This window comes from Streptomyces sp. 2-1 (assembly GCF_048564895.1).
Taxonomy (GTDB): Bacteria; Actinomycetota; Actinomycetes; order Streptomycetales; family Streptomycetaceae; genus Streptomyces; species Streptomyces phaeochromogenes.
Map to the genome: position 1 here is coordinate 2,774,931 of NZ_CP183383.1, position 24,365 is coordinate 2,799,295.

Here is a 24,365-nt window from a genome sequence, read left to right on the forward strand (position 1 = left end):
GGAAACGGTTACGCCACCAACGCCCCCGGCATCACCGCCCGCGGCCCGAACTTCGCCCGGACCCGGTCCGCCACCTCCTCCACCCGCCGGACCTTCTCGTCCACCGGGTCGAAGGTGAGCTGGTAGGAGGCCCGCTCGGCAGGATCGAGCCCCTCGGCACGCAGGGCGATGCCGCGGACCCTGGCCCGCTGCAGCCCGAGCGCCTCGTACATGCGGTACGCGGCGTCGGTGAGCGCCGAGGAGTGGGCGGTCGGCTCGGGGAGGGTGCGGCTTCGGGTCGTGGAAGAGCGGTCGGCGTAGCGGACGGTGAGGGTGAGTGTGCGGCACACCTTCTCCAGGGCGCGCAGCCGGGAGCCCAGTTCCTCGGCGGCGGAGAGCAGGGCGCGCCGGTGCAGGTCCGGGTCCAACTCGTCGCGCGGGAAGGGGCGTTCGGCGGCGAGCATGGGGGTCCCCCCGCTCGAGCGAAGCCGAGAGTGGGGGAGGGAGACGGCGTTCGGTACGACCCGGCCGCGGTCGATGCCCTGTGCCATCTCGTGCAGTTCGCGGCCCGTTCGGGCGCTGGTGAGCCGTTGCAGTGTGGACAGGGGCGCGGCGGCGACCTTGCCGACGCTGTCCAGGCCGTACTCGCACAGGGTGCGGGCGGTGGCGGTGCCGACTCCGGGCAGCGCCCGCACGGGCTGTTCCGCCAGGAACTCCGCGAGGGCGCAGGGGTCTTCGGGCACCACGCGGGTCGTTCCGGGGGCGGCTTCCCGCAGGGCCATCCGTGCGAACATCGGCCCGGGTCCGGCCCCGATCACACAGTCGACGCCGTGCCAGGCGAGCGCCCGTACCCGGATCAGCGAGGCCAGTTCCCCCACATCCCGCTTGAAGTACCGCTCGGCGCCCCGCAGATCGGCGAGCGCTCCGTCGGGCGGCAGCGCCTCGATGACGGGGGTGAACTCCTCCAGCGTGCCGAGGAGCCCGGGCAGGGCGGCCTCGTTCGTCGGAGGCAGCTGGAAACGTACGCAGAGGATGGTCATCCCGCACTCCCCGGGCTCTGGTGCCACAACTTCTTTCCACCGGCGGGCCCTTCGCCCGCCGGGCGCAGATCGGCCCACGGATGCATTTCGTATCCCGTGGGCATCTGGATTCGACGGCCGCCCGTCGGATCTCCCGTGTCCCGTGAGCCGTCCTCGGCCTCGTCCTCCCCCTGCGGTTCGGCCAGTCGCAGGGCCACCCCGTCCAGGCCTTCCTCGCGCCGCAGTTCCACCAGGTCGGCGAGGTTCCAGGCGGCGGCCCCGACCACGCTGAGGCTGCGCGGGCCGCGCCGCTGCACCACTCCGCGTACGAGCAGGAGCCAGGAGTGGAAGACGGTGTGGGCGCACGCGTCGTGGGAGTCGTCGAAGAAGGCGAGGTCGACCAGGCCAGTGCCGTCGTCCAGGGTGGTGAAGATGACCCGCTTGCCGGAGCGGATCGGCGGGGTCTGGGTGGCCGCCTTGGCGCCCGCGACCAGGACCGTCTCACCGTGCCGGGCCGCCCGCAGCCGGCGCGCGGTGACCACACCCAGCTCCTCCAGGAACGTCCGGTGGTCGTCCATCAGATTGCGTGAGGCGTCCATGGAGAGCACCCCCAGCTCGGCGCTGAGCCGCTCCGCCGAGGAGAGGTCGGGCAGCCCGGCCGGCGCGGTCTTCTGCCCACCGGCCAGCGGAAGTTGGTTCCCGCGACCGCCGCGCGCTCCCCGGTGCAGCTCGGTCAAGTGCAGTTGCAGATCACGGCGGTTGGCCCCGAAGGCGTCCAAAGCACCGACCTGCGCGAGTCGTTGGGCGAGTGGCCTGCTGGGCCGGGCCCGTTCCCAGAAGTCGAGCAGCGAGGCGTACGGCTGCCCGGCCGCGACCCGCGCCGCCTCGGCCTCGCTGATGCCGTGCACGTCGGAGAGGGCGAGCCGCACACCCCAGGCCTTCCCGGACCCTCCGGGGATCTTCCCGGCCGCCCCTCCGAACCCCTCAGATTCAGACACCAGTTCGATACGATGTGCGACCGCCGACCGGTTCACGTCCAACGGCAGGATCGGCACTCCTCGCCGCCGCGCGTCCGCGAGCAGCAGCCGCTTCGGATACATCCCGGGATCGTGGGTGAGCAGCCCGGCGTAGAAGGCGGCCGGGTGATGCGCCTTCAGCCAGGCCGACTGGTACGTCGGTACGGCGAAGGCGACCGCGTGCGCCTTGCAGAAGCCGTACGACCCGAAGGCCTCGACGATCTCCCAGGTCCGCCGGATCGTCTCCGCGTCGTATCCCCGCGCGGCGGCATGCTGCGCGAACCACACCCGGATCCGCCCCTGCGACTCGGGGTCGGAGAGCCCGCGCCGCACCCGGTCCGCCTCGTCGCGCCCGCAGCCGGTCATGATGTCGACGATGTCGATGATCTGCTCGTGGAAGACCACGACCCCGTACGTACTCCTCAGCGGCTCCTCCAGATCCGGGTGCGGGAAGCGGACCGGCGCCCGGCCGTGTCGCGCCTCGATGAACGGCCGCACCATGTCGGCCGCGACCGGCCCCGGCCGGAAGAGGGAGATGTCGACGACGAGATCGTGGAAGGTCGCGGGCTGGAGCCTGCCCACCAGGTCCCGCTGACCCGGCGACTCGATCTGGAAGCAGCCCAACGTCTCGGCGGACCGGATGAGTTGATACGTGGCGGGGTCGCCCTCCTCCACCGCGTCCAGGTCGACCCGGTCCCCCGTGGCCCGCTCCACCTCGGCCACCGCGTGCGCCATCGCGGACTGCATCCGCACACCCAGCACGTCCAGTTTGAGCAGCCCGAGGTCCTCGACGTCCTCCTTGTCGAACTGCGACATGGGGAACCCCTCGCCGCTGGTCGGCATGACGGGCGTACGGGCGAGGAGCGAGGCGTCGGAGAGGAGTACCCCGCACGGGTGCATGGCGACTCCGCGCGGCAGGGCGTCCAGTGCCTCCACGAGTTCCCACAGCCGCCCGTACTTCTCCATCTCCCCGGCCAGGGGCCGCAGTTCGGGCAGTTCCCGCAGTGCGGCGCGGGCGTCGCGGGCCCGGATGTGAGGGAAGGACTTGGCGATGCGGTCGATGTCGGCCGGGTCCATGGAGAGGGCCGCGCCGACGTCCCGTACCGCATGACGCACCCGGTACGTCTCCGGCATCGCCACGGTCGCGACCCGCTCGGTGCCGAACCGGCCGATGATCGCGCGGTAGACCTCAAGCCGGCGCGCGGACTCCACGTCGATGTCGATGTCGGGCAGGACCGGGCGGCGCTTGGACAGGAAGCGTTCCATCAGCAGTCCGTGTGCGACGGGGTCGGCGTGCGCGATGCCGAGGAGGTGGTTGACGAGCGAGCCCGCGCCGGAGCCGCGCGCGGCGACCCGGATGCCCATGTCCCGTACGTCGTCGACGACCTGAGCGACCGTCAGGAAGTAGGAGGCGAAGTTGTGGTGGGCGATGATGTCCAGCTCGCGGTGCATCCGTTCCCAGTAACCGCGCGCTTCGGAGGAGCGGTCGTAGCCGCGCAGCACCATCCCCGCCGCCGCCCGCGAGGCCAGTACGCGCTGCGCGGTGCGTCGTCCGGCGCCGACGAGGTGCGGCTCGGGGAAGTGCACGGCACCGAGGCCGAGGTCGTCCTCGGGGTCGACGAGGCACTCGGCGGCGGTGGCCCGCGTCTGTTCGAGCAGGCGGTAGGCGGTGTCACGGCGAAAGCCCGCGGCCTCGACGATCCGTTCGGCGGCGCCGAGCATGGCGCCCGCGTCCTTGAGCCAGGCCTCTCCGCTGTCCAGCTCCTTGCGGGGGTCGACCGGCACGAGCCGGCGGGCGGCGTCCAGGACGTCGGCGACCGGGCCCATGCCCGGGTCGGCGTACCGGACGGCGTTGCTGAGCACCGGCCGCACCCGCTGCTCGGCGGCGAAGCCGACGGTACGGGCGGCCAGCCGCAGCGAGCCGGGACCGGTGCCCTCGCGCCCGTGCCAGACCGCTTCGAGCCGCAGGGCGTCGCCGTAGACCTCCCGCCAGGGCGCGAGCAGTTTCGCGGCCCGGTCGGGGCGCCCGGCGACGAGCGCCCTGCCGACGTCGGAGGCGGGCCCGAGCAGGACGGTCAGGCCGTCGGCGTGGTTGTCCGCCCAGGGCAGCAGCGGCCCGCCCGAGTCGCCCGCGTGTGCCGCAGTAACGATTCTGCAGAGCTCGGCCCAGCCCTTCGCGCCGTCCCGGGCAAGGAAGGTCACCCGAGGCGTCGACTCATCGATGAAGGCACCGCCCCGCACGGGAGTCCGCCGCCGCTCCCCCCTTACGGGCTCACCGGCCCGCACGGACTCCCCATCCCCTACGACCCCCGTGGCCCGCGCGGACTCCTGGACTCGTACGGGAGTCCGGACCCGTACGGGCTCCTCGACCGCGAGATCGACCCCGAACAGTGGGCGCACGCCCTGGGCGGCGCAGGCCTTGGCGAAGCGGACCGCGCCCGCGAGGGTGTCCCGGTCGGTGAGGGCGAGCGCGTCCATGCCCCGCTCGGAGGCGCGCTCGGCGAGGCGCTCCGGGTGCGAGGCCCCGTACCGCAGGGAGAACCCGGAAACGGTGTGCAGATGCGTGAAGCCCGGCACGCGCACCTCCACCACTCCCAGGGGCTCCCACGCCAGCCCTACCAGCACTCGAACGTTTGTTCCCTACTCCCTCACCCCCACCATAGACCAATTCCCGAACATGTGTGCGACATCCGTTCGAACCCGTCCCACCTGCGCAAACGCCGGGTGGCTCGGACCGTGGGGGCATGACACAGACAGCCGGGGCCCCTCGCCGGACCTTCCTCGAAGAGGTGAAGGACGGAGTCACTCCGCGGGCCACGCTGCTGGTCATCGGCGTGGTCGCCCTGCAACTGCTCTTCATCGCCTCCTATGTGGGGGCGCTGCACAACCCGAAGCCGAAGGACGTGGCGTTCGGGGTGGTCGCCCCGGGAGCCGCCGCGGACCAGGCGGTGGCCCGTCTGAAGCAGCTCCCCGGCGAGCCCCTGGACCCTCGCGCGCTCCCCGACCGGGCGACGGCCCGCGAGCAGATCGTGAACCGCGACATCGACGGCGCCCTGGTGATCGACCCGGCCGGCACCACCGACACCCTGCTGGTCGCGTCCGGCGGTGGCAAGGTCCTGGCCAGCGCGCTGATCGCGCTCACCACCGGGCTGGAGAAGGGCCAGGGGCGCACGGTGAGAACCGTCGACGTGGTCCCGGCCGACGCGCAGGACGCCAACGGGCTCACCACCTTCTACCTGGTCGTCGGCTGGTGCGTGGGCGGCTATCTGTGCGCGTCGGCGCTGGCGATCAGCGCGGGCGCACGGCCTGCCAACCCCCGGCGCGCGACGATCCGGCTCGCCGCCATGGCCGTGGTCGCGATCGTCGGCGGACTCGGCGGCGCGGTCATCGTCGGGCCGATCCTGGGAGCCCTTCCGGGCAGTGTCTGGGCTCTTTGGGGGCTCGGCGCGCTGATCACCTTCGCGGTGGGAGCGGCCACGCTCGCGTTCCAGTGCCTCTTCGGGGTCGTCGGCATCGGAGTGGCCGTACTGCTCGTGGTGATCCTGGGCAACCCGAGCGCGGGCGGCGCCCTCCCGCCCCCGATGCTCCCCCCGTTCTGGAAGGCGATCGGCCCCGCCCTGCCCCCGGGCGCCGGCACCTGGGCGGCCCGCTCGATCGCCTACTTCAAGGGCAACGACACCACGGCCTCACTCCTGGTCCTCTCGGCCTGGGCGGCGGTCGGCACCGCGGTCACACTCATCGCGGGCTCGCTGCAGAGCAAGTCATCGAGCCCCGGTTCACAGGGGCGCCCCTCTTAGGGGCGCGAACTGCGCACCCAGCCACGGCCGGCCCGCACGAAGCACCCGACCCGAAAAGCCCCGCCCCCGCGCAAGCGGGAGCGGGGCTTTCGGAAAACCGCGACGGAAGCGTCAGCCGATCTGCGTCCCCGTGGCGGACAGCGCCTCGGTGACCGGCTGGAAGAAGGTCTCCCCGCCGGAGGTGCAGTCACCGCTGCCACCGGACGTGAGCCCGATCGCGCTGCTGCCCGAGAACAGCGACCCGCCACTGTCACCCGGCTCCGCGCAGACGTCGGTCTGGATAAGCCCGTTCACGATGTCGCCGTTGCCGTAGTTCACGGTGGCGTCAAGACCGGTCACCGACCCGTCGTGCACCTGGGTGGTGGAGCCGCTGCGGGTGACCTTCATCCCGACGGTCGCCTCCGCCGCACCCGTGATCGCCTGAGCGGAACCGTTGTAGAGGTTCACCTCGCTCGGGTGGGCCACGTCCGCGGTGTACTTCACCAGGCCGTAGTCGTTGTCGGGGAAGCTGGAGTCCGCGTTCTCACCGATCTCGGTGCCGGACGAGTCGGACCAGTTGGTGATGCCCTCGGTGCAGTGCCCGGCGGTGAGGAAGAACGGCTCGCCGCCCTTGACCACGTTGAAGCCGAGCGAGCAGCGACCGCTGCCACCGGTGATGGCGTCACCGCCGGCGACGAAGGGCTTGAACTCCCCCTTCGTGGTCTTGAGTTCGGCCTTGGCGCCGAGCCCCTCGACGACCTTGGTCAGCTGCGCCATCTTCGCGCCCTTGACCGTACGGTCCGCGGTGACGACGACCTTGTTCGTCGCCGGGTCGACCGCCCACGAGGTGCCGGGGATGGTCGCGTCCTGCTTCAGCGTCGTACGGGCGCCCTTGAGTTCGGCGAGGGAGTTCTCGACGATTCTGGCCTTGGCGCCGGCCGACTCGACGGTCTCGGCCGCGGCCTCGTCGAGGACGTTCACGACGAGGCTCTTCGCCTTCGCGTCGTAATACGTTCCCGCCGCGTCCGTGCCGAGGTCCTTGCCGAGCGTCGAGGCGAGCTTTCCGGCCGCCGTGACCGAGAGGATCTTGAGCTCGGGAGCGGGCGCGTTCTCACTCGCGTTCGCACTCTGCAAGGTGACTCCCGCGGCGACCAGTGCGGCGATGCCCGCACCTGCCACGGCTGCCCGCCGCTTGGGTATGCGTCGGTGCTTCAACTTGTGTCCTCCTGTGGGGGGTCGGAAACGGCGGCTGTGGGGGCCGCCGAGACCGAAAGGTGTACGGACATGGGCCCGACTCGCAATAAAAGCCGCGTCCATGCCAACGGACGCCGACCACTATTCCGAGGCCGTACGGGAGCACACAAGGTCGACTTCAGGACGCGCGTGCCACAACGGACGCGCGCCCCCGCATGGTTGACGCGCGTTGACAAGGGGCCGTCTCACCACGTCGATTCCCATAGCAAACACTACGAGCGAGTAACTAACGGCAGCCTGTGAGGTCTAGTCCTGTCCGGATTTCGACCCTCCGAAGTCCGGATCCAACGGTGTCTCGACGGGCGGGAGTTGCTCCTGCATCGATTGCTGCCACTGCGCCAACAGCTGTTGCGCCTGCGCCGAGAACTCCTGCGGCTGGATCGGAAGCTGCTGCGCCTCGGGCAACGACTGCTGTGTCGGAGCCGTCCGGTCCGACGATTGCTGTGCCTGGGACGCGGGAGGCGCCACCTGTTGCGCCGACTGCTGGGCCGGCTGCTGCGCCCGCTCCAGGAACCGCAGCAGCTCGACGGGGAAGGGCAGGACGAGCGTGGAGTTCTTCTCGGCCGCGACCGCCACCACCGTCTGCAGCAGCCGCAGTTGCAGGGCGGCGGGCTGCTCGGACATGACTCCGGCGGCCTCCGCCAGTTTCTTGGAGGCCTGGAGCTCGGCGTCCGCGTTGATGACCCGGGCCCGCCGCTCACGGTCGGCCTCCGCCTGCCGGGCCATGGACCGCTTCATCGTCTCCGGCAGCGACACGTCCTTGATCTCGACGCGGTCGATCGAGACGCCCCACTCCACGGCCGGACTGTCGATCATCAGCTCCAGGCCCTGGTTGAGCTTCTCGCGGTTGGAGAGCAGATCGTCCAGCTCGCTCTTGCCGATGATCGAGCGCAGTGACGTCTGCGCCATCTGCGAGACCGCGAACCGGTAGTCCTCGACCTGGATGACCGCGTCGGCCGCGGACACCACCTTGAAGTAGATGACGGCGTCCACGCGCACCGTGACGTTGTCCCGGGTGATGCCGTCCTGCCCGGGTACCGGCATCGTCACGATCTGCATGTTGACCTTCTGGAGCCGGTCCACGAAGGGCACGATCATGGTGAACCCCGGGCCCCGCACCCCGGATCGAAGCTTGCCGAGCCGGAGCACCACGCCCCGTTCGTACTGTTTGACGACGCGGGCCGCCGCCATCGCGTACACCGTTCCGACGGACGCGAGAGCCACTCCCGCCGTCACCAGCTCCTCGATCATTACGACCCCCAGGGTCCGTACCGGGCGCAACAGGTGTGTACTTCGACGGTAACTCCGGCGCGGACGCGAAGGGGAGATGGAGGACCGAGGTGCCGAACGGGATACGGATGCGGGACGGACGACTGCTGGCGTTCGAGGAGTGGGGGGACCCGGACGGCAGCCCGGTGATACTGCTGCACGGCACACCGGGCTGCCGGCACGGGGCGGTGCCTGCGGAGCTGATGGCCGAGCGTCCCGGGGTGCGGTTCATCGCGTACGACCGGCCCGGGTACGGGGATTCGGACCGCGGTCCCGGACGCCGGGTGGCGCAGGCCGCGCGCGATGTGGCGGCGCTGGCCGACGGGCTCGGGCTCGGGAAGTTCGCGGTGCTCGGCCGCTCGGGCGGTGCCCCGCACGCGCTGGCCTGCGCGGCGCTGCTGCCCTCGCGGGTGCGGCGGGTGGCGGCGATGGCGAGTCTCGCGCCGCCGGTCGCCGAGGGGCTGAACTGGTTCGACGGGATGGCGAGGTCCAACGTCGAGGAGTTCACGCAGGCGCTCACCGACCCCCTGGAGTTCGCGGACCGGCTCGCCGCCCGGGCCGCCGCGATCCGCGCGGACCCTGCGCAGCTCCTCGCGTCGATCAAGGACGGCCTCACCGACGCCGACCGCCGGATCGTCTCCACCCCGGCCGTGAGCGAGATGCTGCTGCGCAACTACCGTGAGGCGCTGCGCGATTCGGCCTACGGCTGGCTCGACGACACCCTCGCGCTGCTGAGCCACTGGGGCTTCGACCCGGCGCAGATCACCCGCCCCGTGCTGCTGTGGCACGGCGCCGAGGACACCTTCTCCCCGGTGGGCCACTTCGAGTGGCTGGCCGACCGCATCCCCCGAGCCCGCCCGGTCCTGGACCCGAAGGGCAGCCACTTCTCAGCCCTGGAGGCTCTCCCGGACGTACTGGACTGGCTGTGCGCAACCCCACGAACGGCCACCTGACCCGGGGCAACCGCTTCACATCCCGGACCACCACCTCACGCCCGGGGCCGGCTCACGCCCCGGGCCCCACTATGAGCCCGCTCCCCGCGGCCCCCGGCCGCTCCAGCCGCGCCCCGCGCATCAGGTCCATCACCCGCTCATGGCTGTCGCCCACGGCGTCCGTCACCCGCAGCCGGAGCCGCAACTCGTCGACCTCGTCGACGAACCGCTGGGTGTACGCGCCGTGGGGCGCGGTCTCGTACCCGGTGGCGCCCGGCAGGGGGAAGCCCGCGCCGACGAGCATCTGCCGGTAGTGCTTGCCGTGCACGAGCCCCATCGCGGCGAGTTCCCGCAGCAGCCCCGCGTGGTCGGTCCAGGCCCCGGGAACCCCGTCGTGCGGTACGAGCTGGTACTCCACCCGCTCCACCACGGCGTGCTGCGGACCGCCGTTCAGGACGCCCGCCTCCCAGGCGGACTCGTCCGGGACGAAGGCGCCGGGCACCCAGGACGCACGCCAGCCCAGCGCGGGCCGTACCGTACGCGCGTACTGCGCCCGGCCGAGCACCGCGGCGAGGGCGACCGCCAGCAGGCTGCCCAGCGCGTCCGTGTCCATCAACTGCAGCCGCCAGGGCCACTGGCGGCTCAGCTCCCCCGTCACGTTGCCGCGCGTGATCTCCCACAGGAGCACCAGCGCCAGCACCCCGAGCAGCACCAGCGGTGTCGTGAACAGCAGCGGACTGCGGCGTACATGGCGCTGCTGGTCGGAAGTCACTTCTCTGTTCCCCCGGATCTTTCTCGTGCGCACCGGCGAGCCCCCACGGCCAAGGCCGAGCCCCCGCACCGCGAACGGCGGTGCGGGGGCTCGTCTGCTGCTGGCTGCAGTCAGGTCACGCGGGTGTCGATGTGTCGCGTGCCGGTCAGAATACGTTGACGCCGTAGGCGCCCAGCGCCTCGGTGACCGGCTGGAAGAACGTGGTGCCACCGGAGGTGCAGTTGCCGCTGCCGCCGGAGGTCAGACCGTAGGCGACACCGTTGCTGCCGTAGAGCGGACCGCCGGAGTCGCCGGGCTCGGCGCAGACCGTGGTCTGGATCATGCCGTAGACGATGTCGCCGCCGCCGTAGTTGACGGTCGCGTTCAGCGCGGTGACGCGACCGGTACGGGTGCCGGTGGTGGAACCGGTGCGGATGACGTTCGTGCCCACGGCCGGGGTGGCGGCGCTGGTGATGTCCACGCTGCCCGCGGTGCCCGACTTGGCGACCGAGGTGTTGGTGTAGCGCACCAGCCCGTAGTCGTTGGTCGGGAAGCTGGAGCCGGCCGTCGAGCCGAGCGTGGTGGTGTGCCCGGAGTTCGACCACCAGGTGCCGGCGCCGTCGGTGCAGTGACCGGCGGTCACGTAGTAGTCGGCGCCCGCGCTGTTCTTGACGTTGAAGCCGAGGGAGCAGCGCCAGCTACTCGCATAGATGGCGTCGCCGCCCTTGATCAGCTTGTTGAACTTGCCCGGCGTGTACTTGATCTGCAGAGCGCCGGCGTTGGTGCCCGCGGCCCGCTTGATCTTCGCGATCTCGGCCTTGGAGACGGTGCTGTCGACCGTGACGACGACCTTGCCGGTCTTGGCGTCGGTCACCCAGGCGGTGCCGGGCACATCGGCCTTGAGCACCGAGGAGTTGGCGCTCTTCAGCTGGGAGGCGCTGAACGTCTGCGCGTCGCTCGCGTTCGCGGAAGGGATGGTGAATGCGGCCGCGGCCACGAGTCCGGAGGTGACGGCGATCAGCCGGGTCCGTCTCGCTATTCCGCTGCGGGGGGTGGTGCGCTTGGTCCTCACTGTTCGTTCCCTCCAAAGGGAAGTCGGGGGCCCGCGTGGGGTCGGGGCCCGTGAGGCGCACGCCAGAGGCAGAATGCCCGGATTCCGGACAAGCCGTGCCCCTGACAAGGCGCTGGGGGGAGTATTTGGCCGCACACCCGACGGGCGCAAGGGCGCCTTTCGGCCGTGCGGTGTTCAACTTACGTATGTCCCACGGGAGTTGATCTCATCAGCGGCAGTGTGTGGATTACGTGCGGATTATCGGAGCAGATTGCGTTCCCCGGCGGCAATCGCCGCGCTCAGCGTATTGCCCGGCGGTGGGAATGGGCAGATGAAGTGGTCTGCGAATGCGCAGGGCGGGAGCAGGGCCCGGTTGAAGTCCACCGTCGTGCGCCCCTCGGTGTCAGGAGCCGCCGGGCGCAGGAACCGGAAGCGATAGCTGCCGTTCCCACTCGTCACATCGCCGAAAACAGCCCACAGCGATCCGTCCCCCTGAACCGTCACCTGAAGCGTCAGATCCTGCCCGCCGAGCGTGAAGGCGAGCTCACCGCCGAGCCCGAGCCCGCGCTCCCGTCCGTCGGCGTTCGCCACACGTACGGTCCGGTCCTCCCCGTACGGCGTGAAGCGACCCGGCACCGACCAGCGCGGGTCGTACGGCGTGGCCTCGATGCCCCGGAACGCCTGCCGGGCCGGGGAGGCGGGGTCGAAGTCGCGTACCCCCAGGGCCCCTTCCCGTACGAGGACGACGAACCGGCGCTCGCCGTGCGCGACCCGGGCCGTGATGGCCGGACCGGGATCGGCCCCGAGCCGGACCTCACCGGCGAAGGGCTCACCGTCCACGAGGAGGCCGTCGGCCGCGTCGGCCGTCAGCAGGACCTCGTCGCCGTCCACGGACCACCGGCCGGGCATGTCCGGAAGTAGCCCCTCCGGATAGTCCTCGATCCAGTGGGTGCCGGTGAGCGCGAGCGGGCCGTGGGGCGCGGACACCGTCTCGGTGCGGTGCTCGTGCCAGTGCTTCCACTCCTCGGAGGCGTCCGCCGTCCCGTGTTCCGTCGTCATGTGATCAACCCTTCCACACGGGCTCCGCCGGCCCGAGGTATGAGCGCGGCGTCGCGCCGGTGTATTCCGTCCGGCGCGGCGCCGGCGGTCGCGACCTCCCCCGAACACCGTGGTGGTCGCGACCGCCGGGCCGCGGGATCCCCTAGATCTTCGGCAGGCCGGGCGGGTTGATCTCCGACTTCGGCACGGCCTCGCTCGACAGGCCCCAGCGCTTGAGCACACGGCCGTAACTGCCGTCCTCGATCACGTGGTTGATGGCGGCCGCGTACGCGTCGACAAGCCCGCTCCCCTTCTTCGTGGTGGCGGCGATCTTGCCCTGAAGGTCGTCGCCGGCACCGGAGAGCGTGCCGATGACCTGCGACTGTCCGGCCGAGGCCACGTGGTACGCGGCGGACGGGCTGGGGCCGAGGTAGGCGTCGATACGGCCCGACTGGAGGGCGAGGTAGTAGTCCGTGTCCTTCTGGAAGTACTTGATGGTGACGGCCTTGCGGCCCGCCTTCTCGTTCTGCTTGCTCCAGTCGACGAGGATCTTCTCCTGGTTGGTGCCGGAGGAGACGGCGATCGTCTTGCCCGCCACGTCCTCGGGACCGTCGACCTTCCAGTCGGTGCCCTTCTTCGCCTCGAACGAGATGTTGTCGAGGCGGTAGGTCGCGAAGTCGTACTTCTCCTTGCGCTCCTCGGTGACGGTGACGTTCGAGAAGACGGCGTCGAACTTGCCGCTGTCGAGACCGACGAAGAGGTTCTCCCAGGAGACCTCGTCGTTGTCGAGCTTCAGCCCGAGGGTGTCGGCGACGAGGGTCGCGAGGTCGATCTCGGAACCGATTCTGGTCTTGTCGTCGGTCGCGTAGAAGCCGAGCGGCGGCGAGGCGTCGGCGCTCTGGCCGAGCTTGAGCGTGCCGCGCTCGCGGATCGCCGCCGGGACGAGCGCGGCGATCTCGTCGACCTTCTTGCCGCGGATCCGGTTCTGGTCCGGGCCGATGTTGACGCCGCCGGCCTTCTTGGTGCCGGAGCTGCCCGTCCCGGTCGCCGCGTCGCTGTCACCGCCGCAGGCGCTGAGCAGAGGGGCGACGACGAGGGCGACGACGGAGGCGGCGAGGGTGCGTCGGGATATCACGGGTGAACTCCTGTTGTGGGAAGAGAGGTTGGAACGATTGGACAGCGGCCGGTTCAGAGAACCTTGGAGAGGAAGGCGCGGGTGCGTTCGTGCCGCGGCCGGTCGAGTACGTCGCCGGGGGTGCCCTGTTCGACGATCCGGCCGTCGTCCATGAAGACGACCGTGTCGGCGACCTCGCGGGCGAAGCCGATCTCGTGCGTGACGACGATCATCGTGGTGCCCTGATGGGCCAGGTCCTTGATGACGTCGAGGACCTCACCGACCAGCTCGGGGTCGAGGGCGGACGTCGGCTCGTCGAAGAGCAGCAGTTTCGGCTCCAGGGCGAGCGCGCGGGCGATGGCCACGCGCTGCTGCTGTCCGCCGGAGAGCTGCTTCGGGTAGGCGTCGGCCTTGTCGGCGAGCCCGACCCGGTCGAGCAGTCCGCGCGCGGCCTCGGTGACGTCCTTGCGGGACCGCTTCAGCGCGGAGACCGGCGCCTCGACGATGTTCTCCAGCACCGTGAGATGCGGGAAGAGGTTGAAGTTCTGGAAGACGAACCCGATCCGGGTGCGCTGCCTGAGGATCTCCCGCTCGCGCAGCTCGTACAGCTTGTCGCCGGAGCGCCGGTAGCCGACCAGCGAGCCGTCCACGCTGATCCAGCCCTGGTCGACCTTCTCCAGGTGGTTGATGGTCCGCAGCAGCGTGGACTTGCCGGATCCTGACGGGCCGAGGATGACGGTGACCTCACCGGTCCGCACCTCCAGGTCGACGCCCTTGAGGACCTCCAGCGAACCGAAGCTCTTGTGCACGGACTTGATGTCGACCATGGGGGCGGCAGCCGCCCCGTCCTTGGTCGGTTCCTTGGTCAGCGGCGCGCTCATCGCGTGCTTCCCTTCGCGAAGTGTCGTTCGACGTAGTACTGGAGGACCGAGAGCGCGGTGGTCAGGAGGATGTACCAGGCCGTCGCGACCATGAGCAGCGGTACGACCCGGCCGTTGCGTCCGTAGATGACCTGGACCTGGTAGAAGAGCTCGCCGATCGCCATGACGGAGACGATGGAGGTGCCCTTGAAGAGGGAGATCACCTCGTTGGCGGCGTTCGGCAGGATGGAACGCATCGCCTGCGGCAGCACGATCCGCCGGATCTGCCGCAGCCTGGGGATGCCGAGCGCGGCGGCGGCCTCCAACTGCCCGCTGTCGACGGACAGTACGCCGCCGCGCACGATCTCCGCGGCGTACGCGGCCTGGTGCAGGGCCAGCCCCAGCACGGCCGCGCTCATCGCGCCGACCAGACCCATCGTGTCGAAGGAGAAGAAGCCGGGCCCGAAGGGGATACCGAACTCCAACTCCTTGTAGAGGTAGGCGAGGTTGAACCAGAAGAGCAGCTGCACGATCAGCGGGATCGACCGGAACGCCCAGATGTACGCGAAGGAGACGGCCTTCAGGAACGGGCTGGCCGACAGTCGCATGAACGCCAGGACGATGCCGAGCGCGAAGCCCAACGCCGTTCCGTAGAAGGTGAGTTGGAGCGTCACCCAGACCGCCTTGAGGATCACCTCCGCGGTGAAGAACTCGGCGAACACCTCCCACTCCCAGCCGGAGTTGGTGGCGAGCCCGTGGACGAACTGGGCGAGCAGCACGGCGGTCACGGTCACCGCGACCCAGCGCCAGGGGTGGCGTACGGGCACGACCTTGAGCGCGCCGTAGTCCTCGGGCTCGACGGATGTTCTGGCAAGGGGTGGATCACTGGTAAGCGACATGGGAGTCCTCTGGGTGAAGGCAGTGAGCGGGGCCGCTCGGCGGTGCCGGGGATACGGGAGGGTGCCGGGGGTGGTTACGCGGCGGCGCTACAGGACAGCGCGCGCAGGAAAGCCAGCGCAGCGCGCGCCGTCGCGTCGTTCTGCCGGAAGGCGGGCCCTCCGGTGCGCGGCCGGGTGAAGGCCCCGGAGCCGCGGGCGTCGGTGTGCGGTCCGAGCGCGAATCGCCGTGGATGCGGGGTGCCGGAGCGGTCGAGGACACGCCCGTCGGCGGGGTCCACGGCGAGCAGCCCCTCAGGCGTCGCCGCGGCCCCCTCGGCGTACAGCTCGCGCAGCAGGGAGTCGCGGGTGCGCTCGACGGTGGGATGCGGCAGCCGCGCCTCGACGAGCGCCCGGGCCTCGACGTACTCCCCCGGCACGCCCGCGCTCCCGGCCCGGAAGACGCCGTCCGAGGCCGATACGGTCATGCCGGCGCCCAGGAACCTGAGCACCCCCGCCCGGGACAGGGCGAGCATCTGCCGCAGCCGCGGTCCGGGCGGTCCCGACGCCAGATAGCTGAAGAACCCGTGCCACCAGGACCCGATGTCACCGAGCCGCACCAACTGCCCGTAGACGGACAGGAGTCCGAGGAAGACCGCCATGTCCGCGCTGTGCGAGGCATCGTGACGCCGGGTCAGATCCCCTTCGATGTAGGCCCGCAGACCGTCCTGGAGTTCGTCGTACGAGGCATGGCGCACCCCGTCCAGCGGGTGGTCGAGCGCGGCCGGGTCGAACCGGTCGGCGGTGTCGGGCACGGCCGAGGCGACCAGGGCCTGGATCTCGGCGCTGTCACCGGCCGCGTACTTCTCCTCGAAGTCCGTCCAGGCCATGTCCGTGCGCTCGGGGTGTGCCGTGAACAGCCGGTGGTAGTGCGCGAAGCCCAGTTCCTTCTCGACGAGCGGCCACACGTCCCGCCGGAAGTCGAAGCCGCCGGGGCGCGCGAGCAGTGCGTCCACCTCGCCCGGCCCGAAGAACCGTGGCAGCGGCGGCCGTTCACCGGTCCAGTCGTAGCCGATCTTCGAGTGGTACGGGACTCCGCGCCGCGACCCGACGTGCAGCACGGGCTCGCGCCCGGACGCCCGGTACGTCAACTCCCCGTCCGCGCCCGTCTCGTAGTGCCCGCCGCGCCCTTCGGTGAGCAGCACCATCAGGTCGACGAAGGCGAGCCCGAAGCCGCGGACGAGCACCGGTTCGCCCGGCGCGAGGGCGGACAGATCGCTGTCGGCGGTGAAGTCCGGCGGCAGGTGGACCAGATCATGGGCGCGGGCGTACTCGGCCAACTCGACCTGCTCCTCGTCCAGTTCGGCGTCGAGGTGGCCGAGCGTGAGGACGACCAGGTCGGCGAGGAGCGGGCGCGGCCGGCCCTCCAGCCACACCTGCTGGCGCCCCTCGCGCGGGCCGACGACCCGCAGGGCACGGCGGGCGTGATGGTGGACGCGGATGCCCGGCGGGAGCGCGGCGACGGTCCGCTCGTAGACCCAGCGCATGTACGTGCCCTGCCGTTGCCGGTCCGCGAAGACGCGTCCGTCGAGTGCGGCCCACTCGTGCAGCGTGGGACCCTCGCGCACCGGTCCCGTCATATCGACCGTCTCGTCGGTGAACATCGTGACGTCCTGCGCCTCGGAGTTCATCCACAGCAGCGGTGACTGAGCCTCGCGCCAGATACGGCCGCCGCCCGGCGGGTAGGGGTCGACGAGATGGATGTCGAGCCCCTCCGAACCGACGGAGCCGCCGACCGAGGCATCCGGACCACTGCCCGAACTCGCGTACAACTCGGGTGCGTTGGCGGCGATCCGCTCCAGGAGTCCGGTCCCCCGCGGCCCGGCTCCCACGATCACCAACGAGGGGCGTATCGGGCTCATCGCGTGCGCTCCGAACCGCGCGCGTAGTGCCGCTCGACGTAGTGCTGGCCCACGCTGAGCACCGAGGTGACCACGACATACCAGACCGTGGCCACCATCAGGAGCGGGATGACCTGGTAGGTGCGGTGGTAGACGAGCTGCACGGAGTAGAGCAGGTCCTGCACGGCGATCACGCTGACGATCGAGGTGCCCTTGAGCGTGCCGATCAGCATGTTCCCGGCGGGCGGCACGATGGAGCGCATGGCCTGCGGCAGCACGATCCGCCACCAGCGGCGCCACCGGCTCAGCCCGAGCGCCTCGGCGGCCTCGATCTGGCCCCGGTCCACGGAGAGGATGCCACCGCGGACCACCTCGGCGGCGTACGCGGCCTCGTGCAGGGTGAGCCCGATGATCGCGACCGTGACCGGCCCGAGCAGGTTGACCGTCCTGACCCCGAGGATCGTCGGGTAGAGCGCCCCGATGTTGAACCAGAACAGCAGCTGCACCAGGATCGGCATCGACCGGAAGAGCCAGACGTACCCCCAACTCACCGCGCGCAGCACAGGGTTCGCGGAGAGCCGGAACGCGGCGAGCAGCGCGCCGAGGGCGAAGCCGAGCGCCATGACGAGCGCGGTCAGCCAGAGGGTGAGCCAGAGTCCGCGCAGGACCGAGGCGGACGTGAAGTAGTCACCGACGACGTCCCACTGGAAGGCCTCGTTGCGGACGACGGAGTTGACGGCGAGCCCGAACAGGATCAGGACGACGCCGGCGGCGGTCCACTGGCCGAGGCGGCGGCGCGGGACGATGCGCGGAGGCATCGCCTCTTGTGGCGCGGCCACCTTGGTAAGGGTGTGCGAGGACATGCGGAGGCTCCGTGATACGTCGAGTCGAACACGGGTGGTGCCTTCACACAGGTCACGCGGAACATGTGGACGCCACGAGGGCGTCGTACGGCGTGCACGGCCGAGCCCCTCAGCAGGGCCGTGCACCGAGAGTACGGGTGCGTTTCCCCTCGCTGTCAAGGCCGTCCACACTGTGAGCCGTACGTCTCACGCCAGTTGACGCGAAACCGGATGCCTGTTCCACTTGCTCTCATGCATCCGCAGCAGTGGCTGGTCAAGCGCTCCCACATCGACTTCGGTCGAGTGTGGTCCTCTTCCTGTTGAGCTGACCCCCTGCGCGCCCGAGCCCTTCACGGGCGGGCGCCTTCTGCGTTTCCCGACCTTCTCCACCTTTCTCCACGCCTTCACACGCGCACCCCTCCCCTCGCACTCCCAGCTCCCTTCCGTGTTTCCTGCCTCGTTCGTCCAGGAGATCCGCACGCCATGAGTACGTCCTCACGGCCCCGCCGTGCCCTTTTCATCCCCTTCGCCCTGATCACTTCCGCGGCACTGCTGCTCACCGCATGCGGATCCGGCACCGACGACGGAAGTGACGCCCAGGCCGCGGGCTCGTCCCAGAAGATCCCGACGACCGACGTCGTCTCGTCGCTCAGGACGGACGCCGCCGCCGCGAAGCTGCTTCCGGCCGGCACCGACTCGCTCAGCCTCGCCGTCAGTGTCGGCGGCACACCGCCCGGCACCAGTTATCTGGAGGACGGCAAGACCCTGGCGGGTCAGGACGTCGACTTCGCGGCTGCCGTCGCGAAGGTCCTCGGCATCGGGCTCAAGCGCGAGGCCGCGAGCTTCGAGGCGATCCTCCCGGCACTCGACAGCGGCAAGTACGACGTCGGCGTCGGCAACTTCGGCGTCACCGACGAGCGCCGCAAGACCATCGACTTCGTGACCTACATCAACGACGGGCAGGGCTTCGCCACCCGTAAGGACAGCAAGCTGGACAAGGTCACCGACCTAGCCCAGCTGTGCGGCCTGAACGTCGCGACCGGGGCCGGCACCACCTTCGAGGCCACGCTGGAGGAGAACAAGCACGTCTGCTCCGACGCCGGCGAGAAGGCGTACAAGGTGCAGACCTACAGCGAGCAGGGCGCCATCTGGTCCTCGCTCCAGCAGGGCCGCAGCGACATCGTGATGAGCACCATCAACGGGCTGCGCTATGCCGTCGCCCAGCAGGAAGGGCTGAAGTTCCTCAACGAGTTCCACCGTCTCGACGTCGGCTTCGCCTTCAAGAAGGGCACGAAACTGGCCCCCGCGTTCCAGGCCGCGGTGAACAAGCTCATCGCGGACGGCACGTACGACCGGATCCTCAAGAAGTGGGGCACGACCGGCTCGGCGATCGAGAAGTCGGAGATCTCACCGCCGGAGCTCAAGGACTGACCGGCCGTCACGCCCGGGGCCGTCGGGCCCGAGACCGCCTGTTCGTCGCTGTCGGGCCCAAGAGCATCGGGCCCGACAGCGACGAACAGGCGCGTCAACAATTGCAGCCGCAATCGCATCCGCACCCGTCACAGCAGTTCCCGCAGCAGTCACAGCCGTCGCAGCAGTCGTCGCAGTTGTCGCACCGCCGGCAGATTCCCTCCTTGCGTTCCCCGCTCCACGGGTCGTCGTACTCGCAGCAGCACATCTGGCACGTACAGGCCAGCCCCATCCACACGGCGCAGCCCGCGAGGAGTCCGCGCCGGTCACGGCGTGGCGGCTCGGGAGGGGGCGGCGGAGCGCCGGGCCCGGAGGGGGCGTACGGGTTGCCCGGCGGCGGCCCGTACAGCTCGGCCCCCTGGTGCGAGCAGGAGGAGGTGCCGAAGGCGCGGTCCACCGAGTTGCGCAGCTCGTGGGCGAGCAGCACGTGCGCCAGCTTCGCGTCCGTGAACTCCGTCTCCCGCAGCGCGAGCCGTATCCCGTGCAGCGCGTCGTCGGCGAGCCGCCGGGCCTCCTTCAGGGACGTACCGGTGGCGGTCAGCGGGTTCCAGGCACCCGACGCGGCGTCAGTTTCCCTGTCCTCCACGGCGTCCAGGAGATGCGCGAGCCGTCCGAAGAGCCGGCCGGCCTCGGCGAGCGGCTCCGCGTTGCCGGGCCGCCCGGCCAGGATCGCGGTGTGCGCGAAGGCCGCGGCGGTCGCGGTCTCGGTCGGTTCGGTGACGGTCAGCAGCGGGGTGCCGAGCCCGGCGAGCGCCTCGATTCCCACCTGCCGGTCCACGGCATCGACCAGCACGGCGGTGTCGAAGCCGACGTCGGAACCCGTACGGGCACCCGCCCGCCCCCAGTTCACGGCGACCCTGCGGGCCGCGAGCGCCACCGGCCGACGGGCCAACAGCCCGTCCCCGTCGGCCATGTGATCGCGCACCTTCGCGGAGGCGAGCACCAGCGAAACGGCGGCGGCGAGCCGGGCTCCCTCACCCTGTGCCACCGAAGCGCTCCGCATTCCGCGCAATGGACAGGGCCCCGCCGTGCGCCGCCATCCACTGGCGCGCTCGGCCTGAGCCTCCGTCAGAACCGATATCAGCAAGCCGTCGTAGTTCGTGACGACCCGTGCGAACTGTCCGTGATCCCCGCGAAGTGCGAGACACAGCCCGCACAAATGCGCCATCCATTGGGTTTTGAGGCTTTCCCCGAGCCTATGAGTGCAGGGCCTGACGATTCCGAACACGACGATCCCCCGTGGTGTGTACGACGTTGAGCTGCGGCATCGTACCGACCACCCCGTTCACCCGTACGCCCCAGCCGTCACCCGTCCGCCGTGAAGAATCATATTTCACTCTCAGTCAGCAGCGGTGTACGGCACGACCCTTGGGGTACGCGGCCTCTCGACGAATTCGCTGTGCACCAGTACCGTCACGAAACCCCCGCGCGGCGTCTATCCCCTTGGCGCGACATCCGCATCATGCACGACCATGGGGATGCGGAGAAAAGAAAGACCGCTGTGAGAGGAGGCGTCCACATGGGATCGGTGCGCAAGGCGAGTGCCTGGCTTGGCCTCGTCGACGACAACGATGACGAGCGTTACTACGACGACGATTACGCCGAAGGGTCCGAGACCGGAGCCAGGGATGCCTGGGTGACGGACCCGCGTGTGAAGGTGGCGTCGGAAGCGGCCGAGGAGAAGGGCCGCCGGATCGGCACGGTCACCCCGGACAGTTTCCGGGACGCCCGTGGCATCGGCGAGCTCTTCCGCGACGGCGTTCCCGTCATCATGAACCTCACGGCCATGGAGGCGGCCGACGCCAAGCGCGTCGTCGACTTCGCGGCCGGCCTGATCTTCGGCCTGCGCGGCTCTATCGAGCGTGTGTCGAACCGGGTTTTCCTGCTGACCCCCGCCGACACCGAAATCGTCAGCGGGGAGCCTGCCGGCCGCCGCGCGGACGGCTTCTTCAACCAGAGCTGAGCAGGGCCGCTCACCGGACCCGCCTCTCGGCACAGCGGTAGGAACTCGCCTACCGGAACGCGTCGAGACCGGTGAGCGCCTTGCCCAGTACCAACTGGTGCATCTCGACGGTGCCTTCGTACGTCAGCACCGACTCGAGATTCGTGGCGTGCCGCATCACGGGGTATTCGAGCGAGATTCCGTTGGCGCCGAGAATCGTCCGCGCCGTACGGCAGATGTCGATCGCCTCTCGTACGTTGTTGAGCTTGCCGAAGCTGACCTGCTCCGGACGCAGCCGTCCCGCGTCCATGCGCCGGCCCAGATGATGGGCGAGCAGGATCCCCTTGTGCAGCTCGACCGCCATGTCGGCGAGCTTGGCCTGGGTGAGCTGGAAGCCGCCGATGGGCCGCCCGAACTGCTCGCGCGTCTTCGCGTACTCGACCGCCGTCTCGAAACTGGACCGCGCGGCGCCCATCGCACCCCATACGATCCCGTACCGGGCGTGCGACAAGCAGCTGAGCGGCCCCTTGAGCCCGGTGACCTGCGGCAGCACGGCGTCCGCGGGCAGCCGTACCTCGTCGAGCACCAACTCGCTGGTGACCGAGGCACGCAGTGACCACTTGTGCTTGATCTCGGGCGCGGAGAACCCGGGCCGGTCGGTGGGCACGACGAACCCGCGGATCCCGTCATCGGTCTGGGCCCACACAACGGCCACGCCCGCCACGGACCCGTTGGTGATCCACATCTTCCGCCCGGTGAGAACCCAGTCGGAGCCGTCCCGCTTGGCGTACGTGCGCATCGCCCCGGGATCGGATCCATGGTCGGGCTCGGTGAGTCCGAAGCACCCGATGACCTCGCCCGAGGCCATCCTCGGCAGCCAGGCCTGCTTCTGTTCCTCGCTGCCGAAGCGGTGGATGGCGTACATCGCGAGCGATCCCTGTACGGAGACGAGCGAGCGGATCCCCGAGTCGGCGGCCTCCAGCTCCAGACAGGCGAGCCCGTACTGCACGGCGGAGGCCCCGGCACACCCGTACCCGTCGAGCGACATGCCCAGCGCGCCGATCTCCCCCAACTCCCGCGCCAGTTCCCGGATCCCGGGCAATTCGCCCTTCTCGTACCACTCGGCCACATACGGCAGCACCCGATCCGCCGCCCACGCCCGCACGGTGCTCCGGACCGCCAGATCCTCCGCACTCAACAGGTCGTCGACGCCGAGGGGATCGGCGGGGTCGAACGGCGGCAGCTTCGGCGAGGAGTTCGGCGAAGACGAATTCGACGAGGAAGCAGAGGAAGCAGACACGGCAGGGGCCTCCGGCACGGAAAACTAGCACTGTTAACCACGGGTGAGGCCCGACGTTACGACGCAGTGTCGCGCACGTCCAGGCCCGCTTCACCTCGTACGGACCCGCGGTCGCCGACGACGGGACGCCCCCGAACCGCCGGCCGACGACAAGCCCTCAGCCGACGGACTCCACCCGCAGCGAAGTCTCCGCCTCCGCCTCCCGAGGCCCGGGAACGTCGACACCGGCCGCCGACCCGCACTCCATGGCCCGAGGCAACCGCAGCGCCATCACCGCTCCCAGCAGCAACAACCCCGCACTCACCAGCAACGTCACATGCAGCCCATGCACAAACGCATGCCGGGCAGCGTGCCGCAACGCCTCGCCGGGCCCCCCGCCCAACTGCCCCGCGACCTCATAGGCCTCCCCCAGGGAATGCCGAGCCGCAGCGGACTCACCGTCGGACACCCCCGGAACGGAGGCCAGCCCGGGTGCGTACGCCGCGTTCATCACGCTCCCCAGAAGCGCGATCCCGATCCCGGCCCCGAGCTGGTACGACGTCTCCCCGATCGCCGCGGCCCCGCCGGCCTGCTCCTGCGGAGCCTCGCTCAGCATCGACTCGTACGCCCCGAAGAGCGTCACCTCAAGCCCGAACCCGAGCAGTACGAACCCGGTGAGCAGCAGGGGAGCGTTGTCGTGGCTGCCCATCCCGGTCAGCGTGACGACAGCCGCGGCGGTGAGACAGAAGCCGGAACAGACCATGGTCCGTGGCCCGAACCGCTGCAACAGCTTCGCCCCGACGAGTCCCGCGGCCATCGCGGCGATGGTGAGCGGCAGCAGTCGCAGCCCGGTCTCCAGCGGGGAGAGCTTCAGCACGAGCTGGAGATACTGCGCGGCGATCAGCTCAAGGCCGACCAGCGCGAGCATCGCGAGCACGATGCACCCCACGGACGTGCTGAACGCGGGCCGCGAGAACATCTTCAGGTCGACGAGCGGATGCCTGCGCCGCCGCTGCCGGCGTACGAAGGCGACGAGCAGCCCGGCGCCCACGAGAAGCGGTACCGCCGTGAAGGCGCTCAGCGGGGCCTCTCCGCCGCCGAGGCGCTTCACTCCGAGAACGACGCCGAAGAGTCCGGCCGCGGCCATCAGCGCGCCGACTACGTCCCACGGCCCGTCGCCGTCACCGGTCGACTCGGGCAGCAGCAGCCGCCCGACGGGCAGGCTGACGAGCATCAGCGGGATGTTGATGAGGAAGACCGAACCCCACCAGAAGTGTTCGAGCAGGAACCCGCCGAGCAGGGGTCCGACGGCCGCGCCGACCGCGGCGACGGCGCTCCAGACGCCGATCGCGAGCGCCCGCTCACGCCGGTCCGGAAAGACCTGCCGCAGGATCGACAGCGTCGCGGGCATGATCATCGCGCCGCCGACGCCGAGCAGGGCACGCGCCGCGATCAGCACCTGCGCGCTGTCGGCGAGGGCCGCTATGGCGGAGGCGACGCCGAAGAGCGCGTAGCCGAGGAGAAGAACGCGTCTGCGACCGACGCGGTCACCCAGCGTGCCGAAGAGAATCAGCAGCGAGGCGCAGACGAGCGGGTAGATGTCGACGATCCAGAGCAGCTCTATCGCGCCGGGTGTGAGGTCCTCGGTGACTGCGGGCACTGCGACGTGCAGCACGGTGGCGTCGACGGCGACCAGCAGCAGGCTGACGCAGAGGACGATGAGGACAACCCAGCGGTTTGCACCGGCCCCGGTCTCCCGACGGCAACGCGCAGCGGCCGTGGTAGTCCCGGACATGTACGTACCTCCCAGATGTTCCCTCGCGTTCGGCGGATCCGCTGGGTGGGGACTCCCTGCGGCTGCGGCCCAGGAGGAGCGGTGTCCCGGACCCACGCAACAAAGGCGAGTGAGTGGTCAGGGTACGCGAGTTCCCACGGAGGACAGGTGGCGGACCTCTCACGTTCCTTGTCGACACGTGTGGCGTGCGCCACGCTCCCCC

19 protein-coding genes are annotated in these 24,365 nt (G+C 70.3%); 4 read left to right on the forward strand and 15 right to left on the reverse strand.

What is annotated here, in order from left to right; translation table 11 throughout:
* Positions 1–8: 8 nt before the first annotated feature.
* Complete coding sequence (locus tag ACN20J_RS12180; RefSeq protein ID WP_419665884.1) at positions 9–1,019, reverse strand: DNA polymerase Y family protein; 1,011 nt, start codon at positions 1,017–1,019, stop codon at positions 9–11.
* Positions 1,016–4,591, reverse strand: a complete 3,576-nt coding sequence (locus tag ACN20J_RS12185; RefSeq protein WP_419668872.1) for a DNA polymerase III subunit alpha — start codon at positions 4,589–4,591, stop codon at positions 1,016–1,018. Before ACN20J_RS12185 ends, ACN20J_RS12180 begins: the two co-directional genes overlap by 4 nt.
* Positions 4,592–4,758: 167 nt before the next feature.
* Here ACN20J_RS12185 and ACN20J_RS12190 point away from each other — a divergent pair, with 167 nt between their 5' ends.
* Positions 4,759–5,811, forward strand: a complete 1,053-nt coding sequence (locus tag ACN20J_RS12190; RefSeq protein WP_419665885.1) for a DUF3533 domain-containing protein — start codon at positions 4,759–4,761, stop codon at positions 5,809–5,811.
* A gap of 111 nt (positions 5,812–5,922) precedes the next feature.
* On the opposite strand, the gene ACN20J_RS12195 is transcribed toward ACN20J_RS12190, so the two are convergent.
* Together ACN20J_RS12195 and ACN20J_RS12200 are read right to left on the reverse strand one after the other, a co-directional pair.
* Positions 5,923–7,005 (reverse strand): S1 family peptidase, encoded by a 1,083-nt coding sequence (locus ACN20J_RS12195; protein ID WP_246575205.1) that lies wholly within the window; start codon positions 7,003–7,005, stop codon positions 5,923–5,925.
* 285 nt (positions 7,006–7,290) lie between these two features.
* Positions 7,291–8,295 (reverse strand): slipin family protein, encoded by a 1,005-nt coding sequence (locus ACN20J_RS12200; protein ID WP_361996956.1) that lies wholly within the window; start codon positions 8,293–8,295, stop codon positions 7,291–7,293.
* 89 nt (positions 8,296–8,384) lie between these two features.
* Here ACN20J_RS12200 and ACN20J_RS12205 point away from each other — a divergent pair, with 89 nt between their 5' ends.
* Positions 8,385–9,266: an alpha/beta fold hydrolase gene (locus tag ACN20J_RS12205; protein WP_361996954.1), complete on the forward strand. Its 882-nt coding sequence runs from the start codon at positions 8,385–8,387 to the stop codon at positions 9,264–9,266.
* 52 nt (positions 9,267–9,318) lie between these two features.
* On the opposite strand, the gene ACN20J_RS12210 is transcribed toward ACN20J_RS12205, so the two are convergent.
* The 8 genes from ACN20J_RS12210 to ACN20J_RS12245 all read right to left on the reverse strand — a co-directional run bounded on the left by ACN20J_RS12210 (position 9,319) and on the right by ACN20J_RS12245 (position 17,698).
* A complete protein-coding gene (locus ACN20J_RS12210) occupies positions 9,319–10,017 on the reverse strand; it encodes a hypothetical protein (protein WP_419665886.1) in 699 nt (232 codons plus the stop codon).
* Between the two features lie 145 nt (positions 10,018–10,162).
* Positions 10,163–11,068, reverse strand: coding sequence for a S1 family peptidase (locus ACN20J_RS12215; protein WP_189840156.1), 906 nt, complete (start codon positions 11,066–11,068; stop codon positions 10,163–10,165).
* 237 nt (positions 11,069–11,305) lie between these two features.
* Positions 11,306–12,106, reverse strand: a complete 801-nt coding sequence (locus ACN20J_RS12220; RefSeq protein WP_419665887.1) for a DUF1684 domain-containing protein — start codon at positions 12,104–12,106, stop codon at positions 11,306–11,308.
* A 142-nt stretch (positions 12,107–12,248) separates the two neighbouring features.
* A complete protein-coding gene (locus ACN20J_RS12225; RefSeq protein WP_189840158.1) occupies positions 12,249–13,220 on the reverse strand; it encodes an ABC transporter substrate-binding protein in 972 nt (323 codons plus the stop codon).
* A gap of 53 nt (positions 13,221–13,273) precedes the next feature.
* The gene (locus ACN20J_RS12230; RefSeq protein ID WP_281402061.1) at positions 13,274–14,080 is read right to left on the reverse strand and encodes an amino acid ABC transporter ATP-binding protein; all 807 of its coding nucleotides are present in this window, start codon (positions 14,078–14,080) and stop codon (positions 13,274–13,276) included.
* Positions 14,077–14,958 carry an amino acid ABC transporter permease gene (locus ACN20J_RS12235; protein WP_189840159.1) on the reverse strand — a complete coding sequence of 294 codons (882 nt, stop codon included), beginning with the start codon at positions 14,956–14,958 and terminating at the stop codon, positions 14,077–14,079. Before ACN20J_RS12235 ends, ACN20J_RS12230 begins: the two co-directional genes overlap by 4 nt.
* Positions 14,959–15,032: 74 nt before the next feature.
* The gene (locus ACN20J_RS12240; RefSeq protein WP_419665888.1) at positions 15,033–16,856 is read right to left on the reverse strand and encodes an FAD/NAD(P)-binding protein; all 1,824 of its coding nucleotides are present in this window, start codon (positions 16,854–16,856) and stop codon (positions 15,033–15,035) included.
* Positions 16,853–17,698, reverse strand: a complete 846-nt coding sequence (locus tag ACN20J_RS12245; RefSeq protein WP_190229457.1) for an amino acid ABC transporter permease — start codon at positions 17,696–17,698, stop codon at positions 16,853–16,855. Before ACN20J_RS12245 ends, ACN20J_RS12240 begins: the two co-directional genes overlap by 4 nt.
* A gap of 462 nt (positions 17,699–18,160) precedes the next feature.
* Between ACN20J_RS12245 and ACN20J_RS12250 the strand changes: the two genes are divergently transcribed.
* Positions 18,161–19,108: an ABC transporter substrate-binding protein gene (locus tag ACN20J_RS12250; protein WP_419665889.1), complete on the forward strand. Its 948-nt coding sequence runs from the start codon at positions 18,161–18,163 to the stop codon at positions 19,106–19,108.
* 94 nt (positions 19,109–19,202) lie between these two features.
* Here ACN20J_RS12250 and ACN20J_RS12255 read toward each other — a convergent pair whose 3' ends face one another.
* Entirely contained in the window at positions 19,203–20,375 is a 1,173-nt protein-coding gene (locus ACN20J_RS12255) for a DUF5685 family protein (RefSeq protein ID WP_419665890.1), read from the reverse strand.
* 291 nt (positions 20,376–20,666) lie between these two features.
* On the opposite strand from ACN20J_RS12255, the gene ACN20J_RS12260 reads away from it, so the two are divergent.
* A complete protein-coding gene (locus tag ACN20J_RS12260; RefSeq protein WP_143635919.1) occupies positions 20,667–21,110 on the forward strand; it encodes a cell division protein SepF in 444 nt (147 codons plus the stop codon).
* A 49-nt stretch (positions 21,111–21,159) separates the two neighbouring features.
* Here the strand turns inward: ACN20J_RS12260 and ACN20J_RS12265 are convergent, their stop codons facing one another.
* Complete coding sequence (locus ACN20J_RS12265; RefSeq protein WP_189840239.1) at positions 21,160–22,332, reverse strand: acyl-CoA dehydrogenase family protein; 1,173 nt, start codon at positions 22,330–22,332, stop codon at positions 21,160–21,162.
* Positions 22,333–22,546: 214 nt separating this feature from the next.
* Entirely contained in the window at positions 22,547–24,163 is a 1,617-nt protein-coding gene (locus tag ACN20J_RS12270; protein ID WP_189840164.1) for an MFS transporter, read from the reverse strand.
* Positions 24,164–24,365 lie beyond the last annotated feature (202 nt).

Excerpts from the sequence above, each read along its gene's own strand:
- ACN20J_RS12235 (WP_189840159.1), bottom strand. The coding sequence starts at position 14,958 with ATGTCGCTTACCAGTGATCCACCCCTTGCCAGAACATCCGTCGAGCCC.
- ACN20J_RS12220 (WP_419665887.1), bottom strand. The coding sequence starts at position 12,106 with ATGACGACGGAACACGGGACGGCGGACGCCTCCGAGGAGTGGAAGCAC.
- ACN20J_RS12250 (WP_419665889.1), top strand. The coding sequence starts at position 18,161 with ATGAGTACGTCCTCACGGCCCCGCCGTGCCCTTTTCATCCCCTTCGCC.
- ACN20J_RS12190 (WP_419665885.1), top strand. The coding sequence starts at position 4,759 with ATGACACAGACAGCCGGGGCCCCTCGCCGGACCTTCCTCGAAGAGGTG.
- ACN20J_RS12200 (WP_361996956.1), bottom strand. The coding sequence starts at position 8,295 with ATGATCGAGGAGCTGGTGACGGCGGGAGTGGCTCTCGCGTCCGTCGGA.
- ACN20J_RS12180 (WP_419665884.1), bottom strand. The coding sequence starts at position 1,019 with ATGACCATCCTCTGCGTACGTTTCCAGCTGCCTCCGACGAACGAGGCC.
- ACN20J_RS12240 (WP_419665888.1), bottom strand. The coding sequence starts at position 16,856 with ATGAGCCCGATACGCCCCTCGTTGGTGATCGTGGGAGCCGGGCCGCGG.
- ACN20J_RS12270 (WP_189840164.1), bottom strand. The coding sequence starts at position 24,163 with ATGTCCGGGACTACCACGGCCGCTGCGCGTTGCCGTCGGGAGACCGGG.
- ACN20J_RS12230 (WP_281402061.1), bottom strand. The coding sequence starts at position 14,080 with ATGAGCGCGCCGCTGACCAAGGAACCGACCAAGGACGGGGCGGCTGCC.
- ACN20J_RS12260 (WP_143635919.1), top strand. The coding sequence starts at position 20,667 with ATGGGATCGGTGCGCAAGGCGAGTGCCTGGCTTGGCCTCGTCGACGAC.
- ACN20J_RS12245 (WP_190229457.1), bottom strand. The coding sequence starts at position 17,698 with ATGTCCTCGCACACCCTTACCAAGGTGGCCGCGCCACAAGAGGCGATG.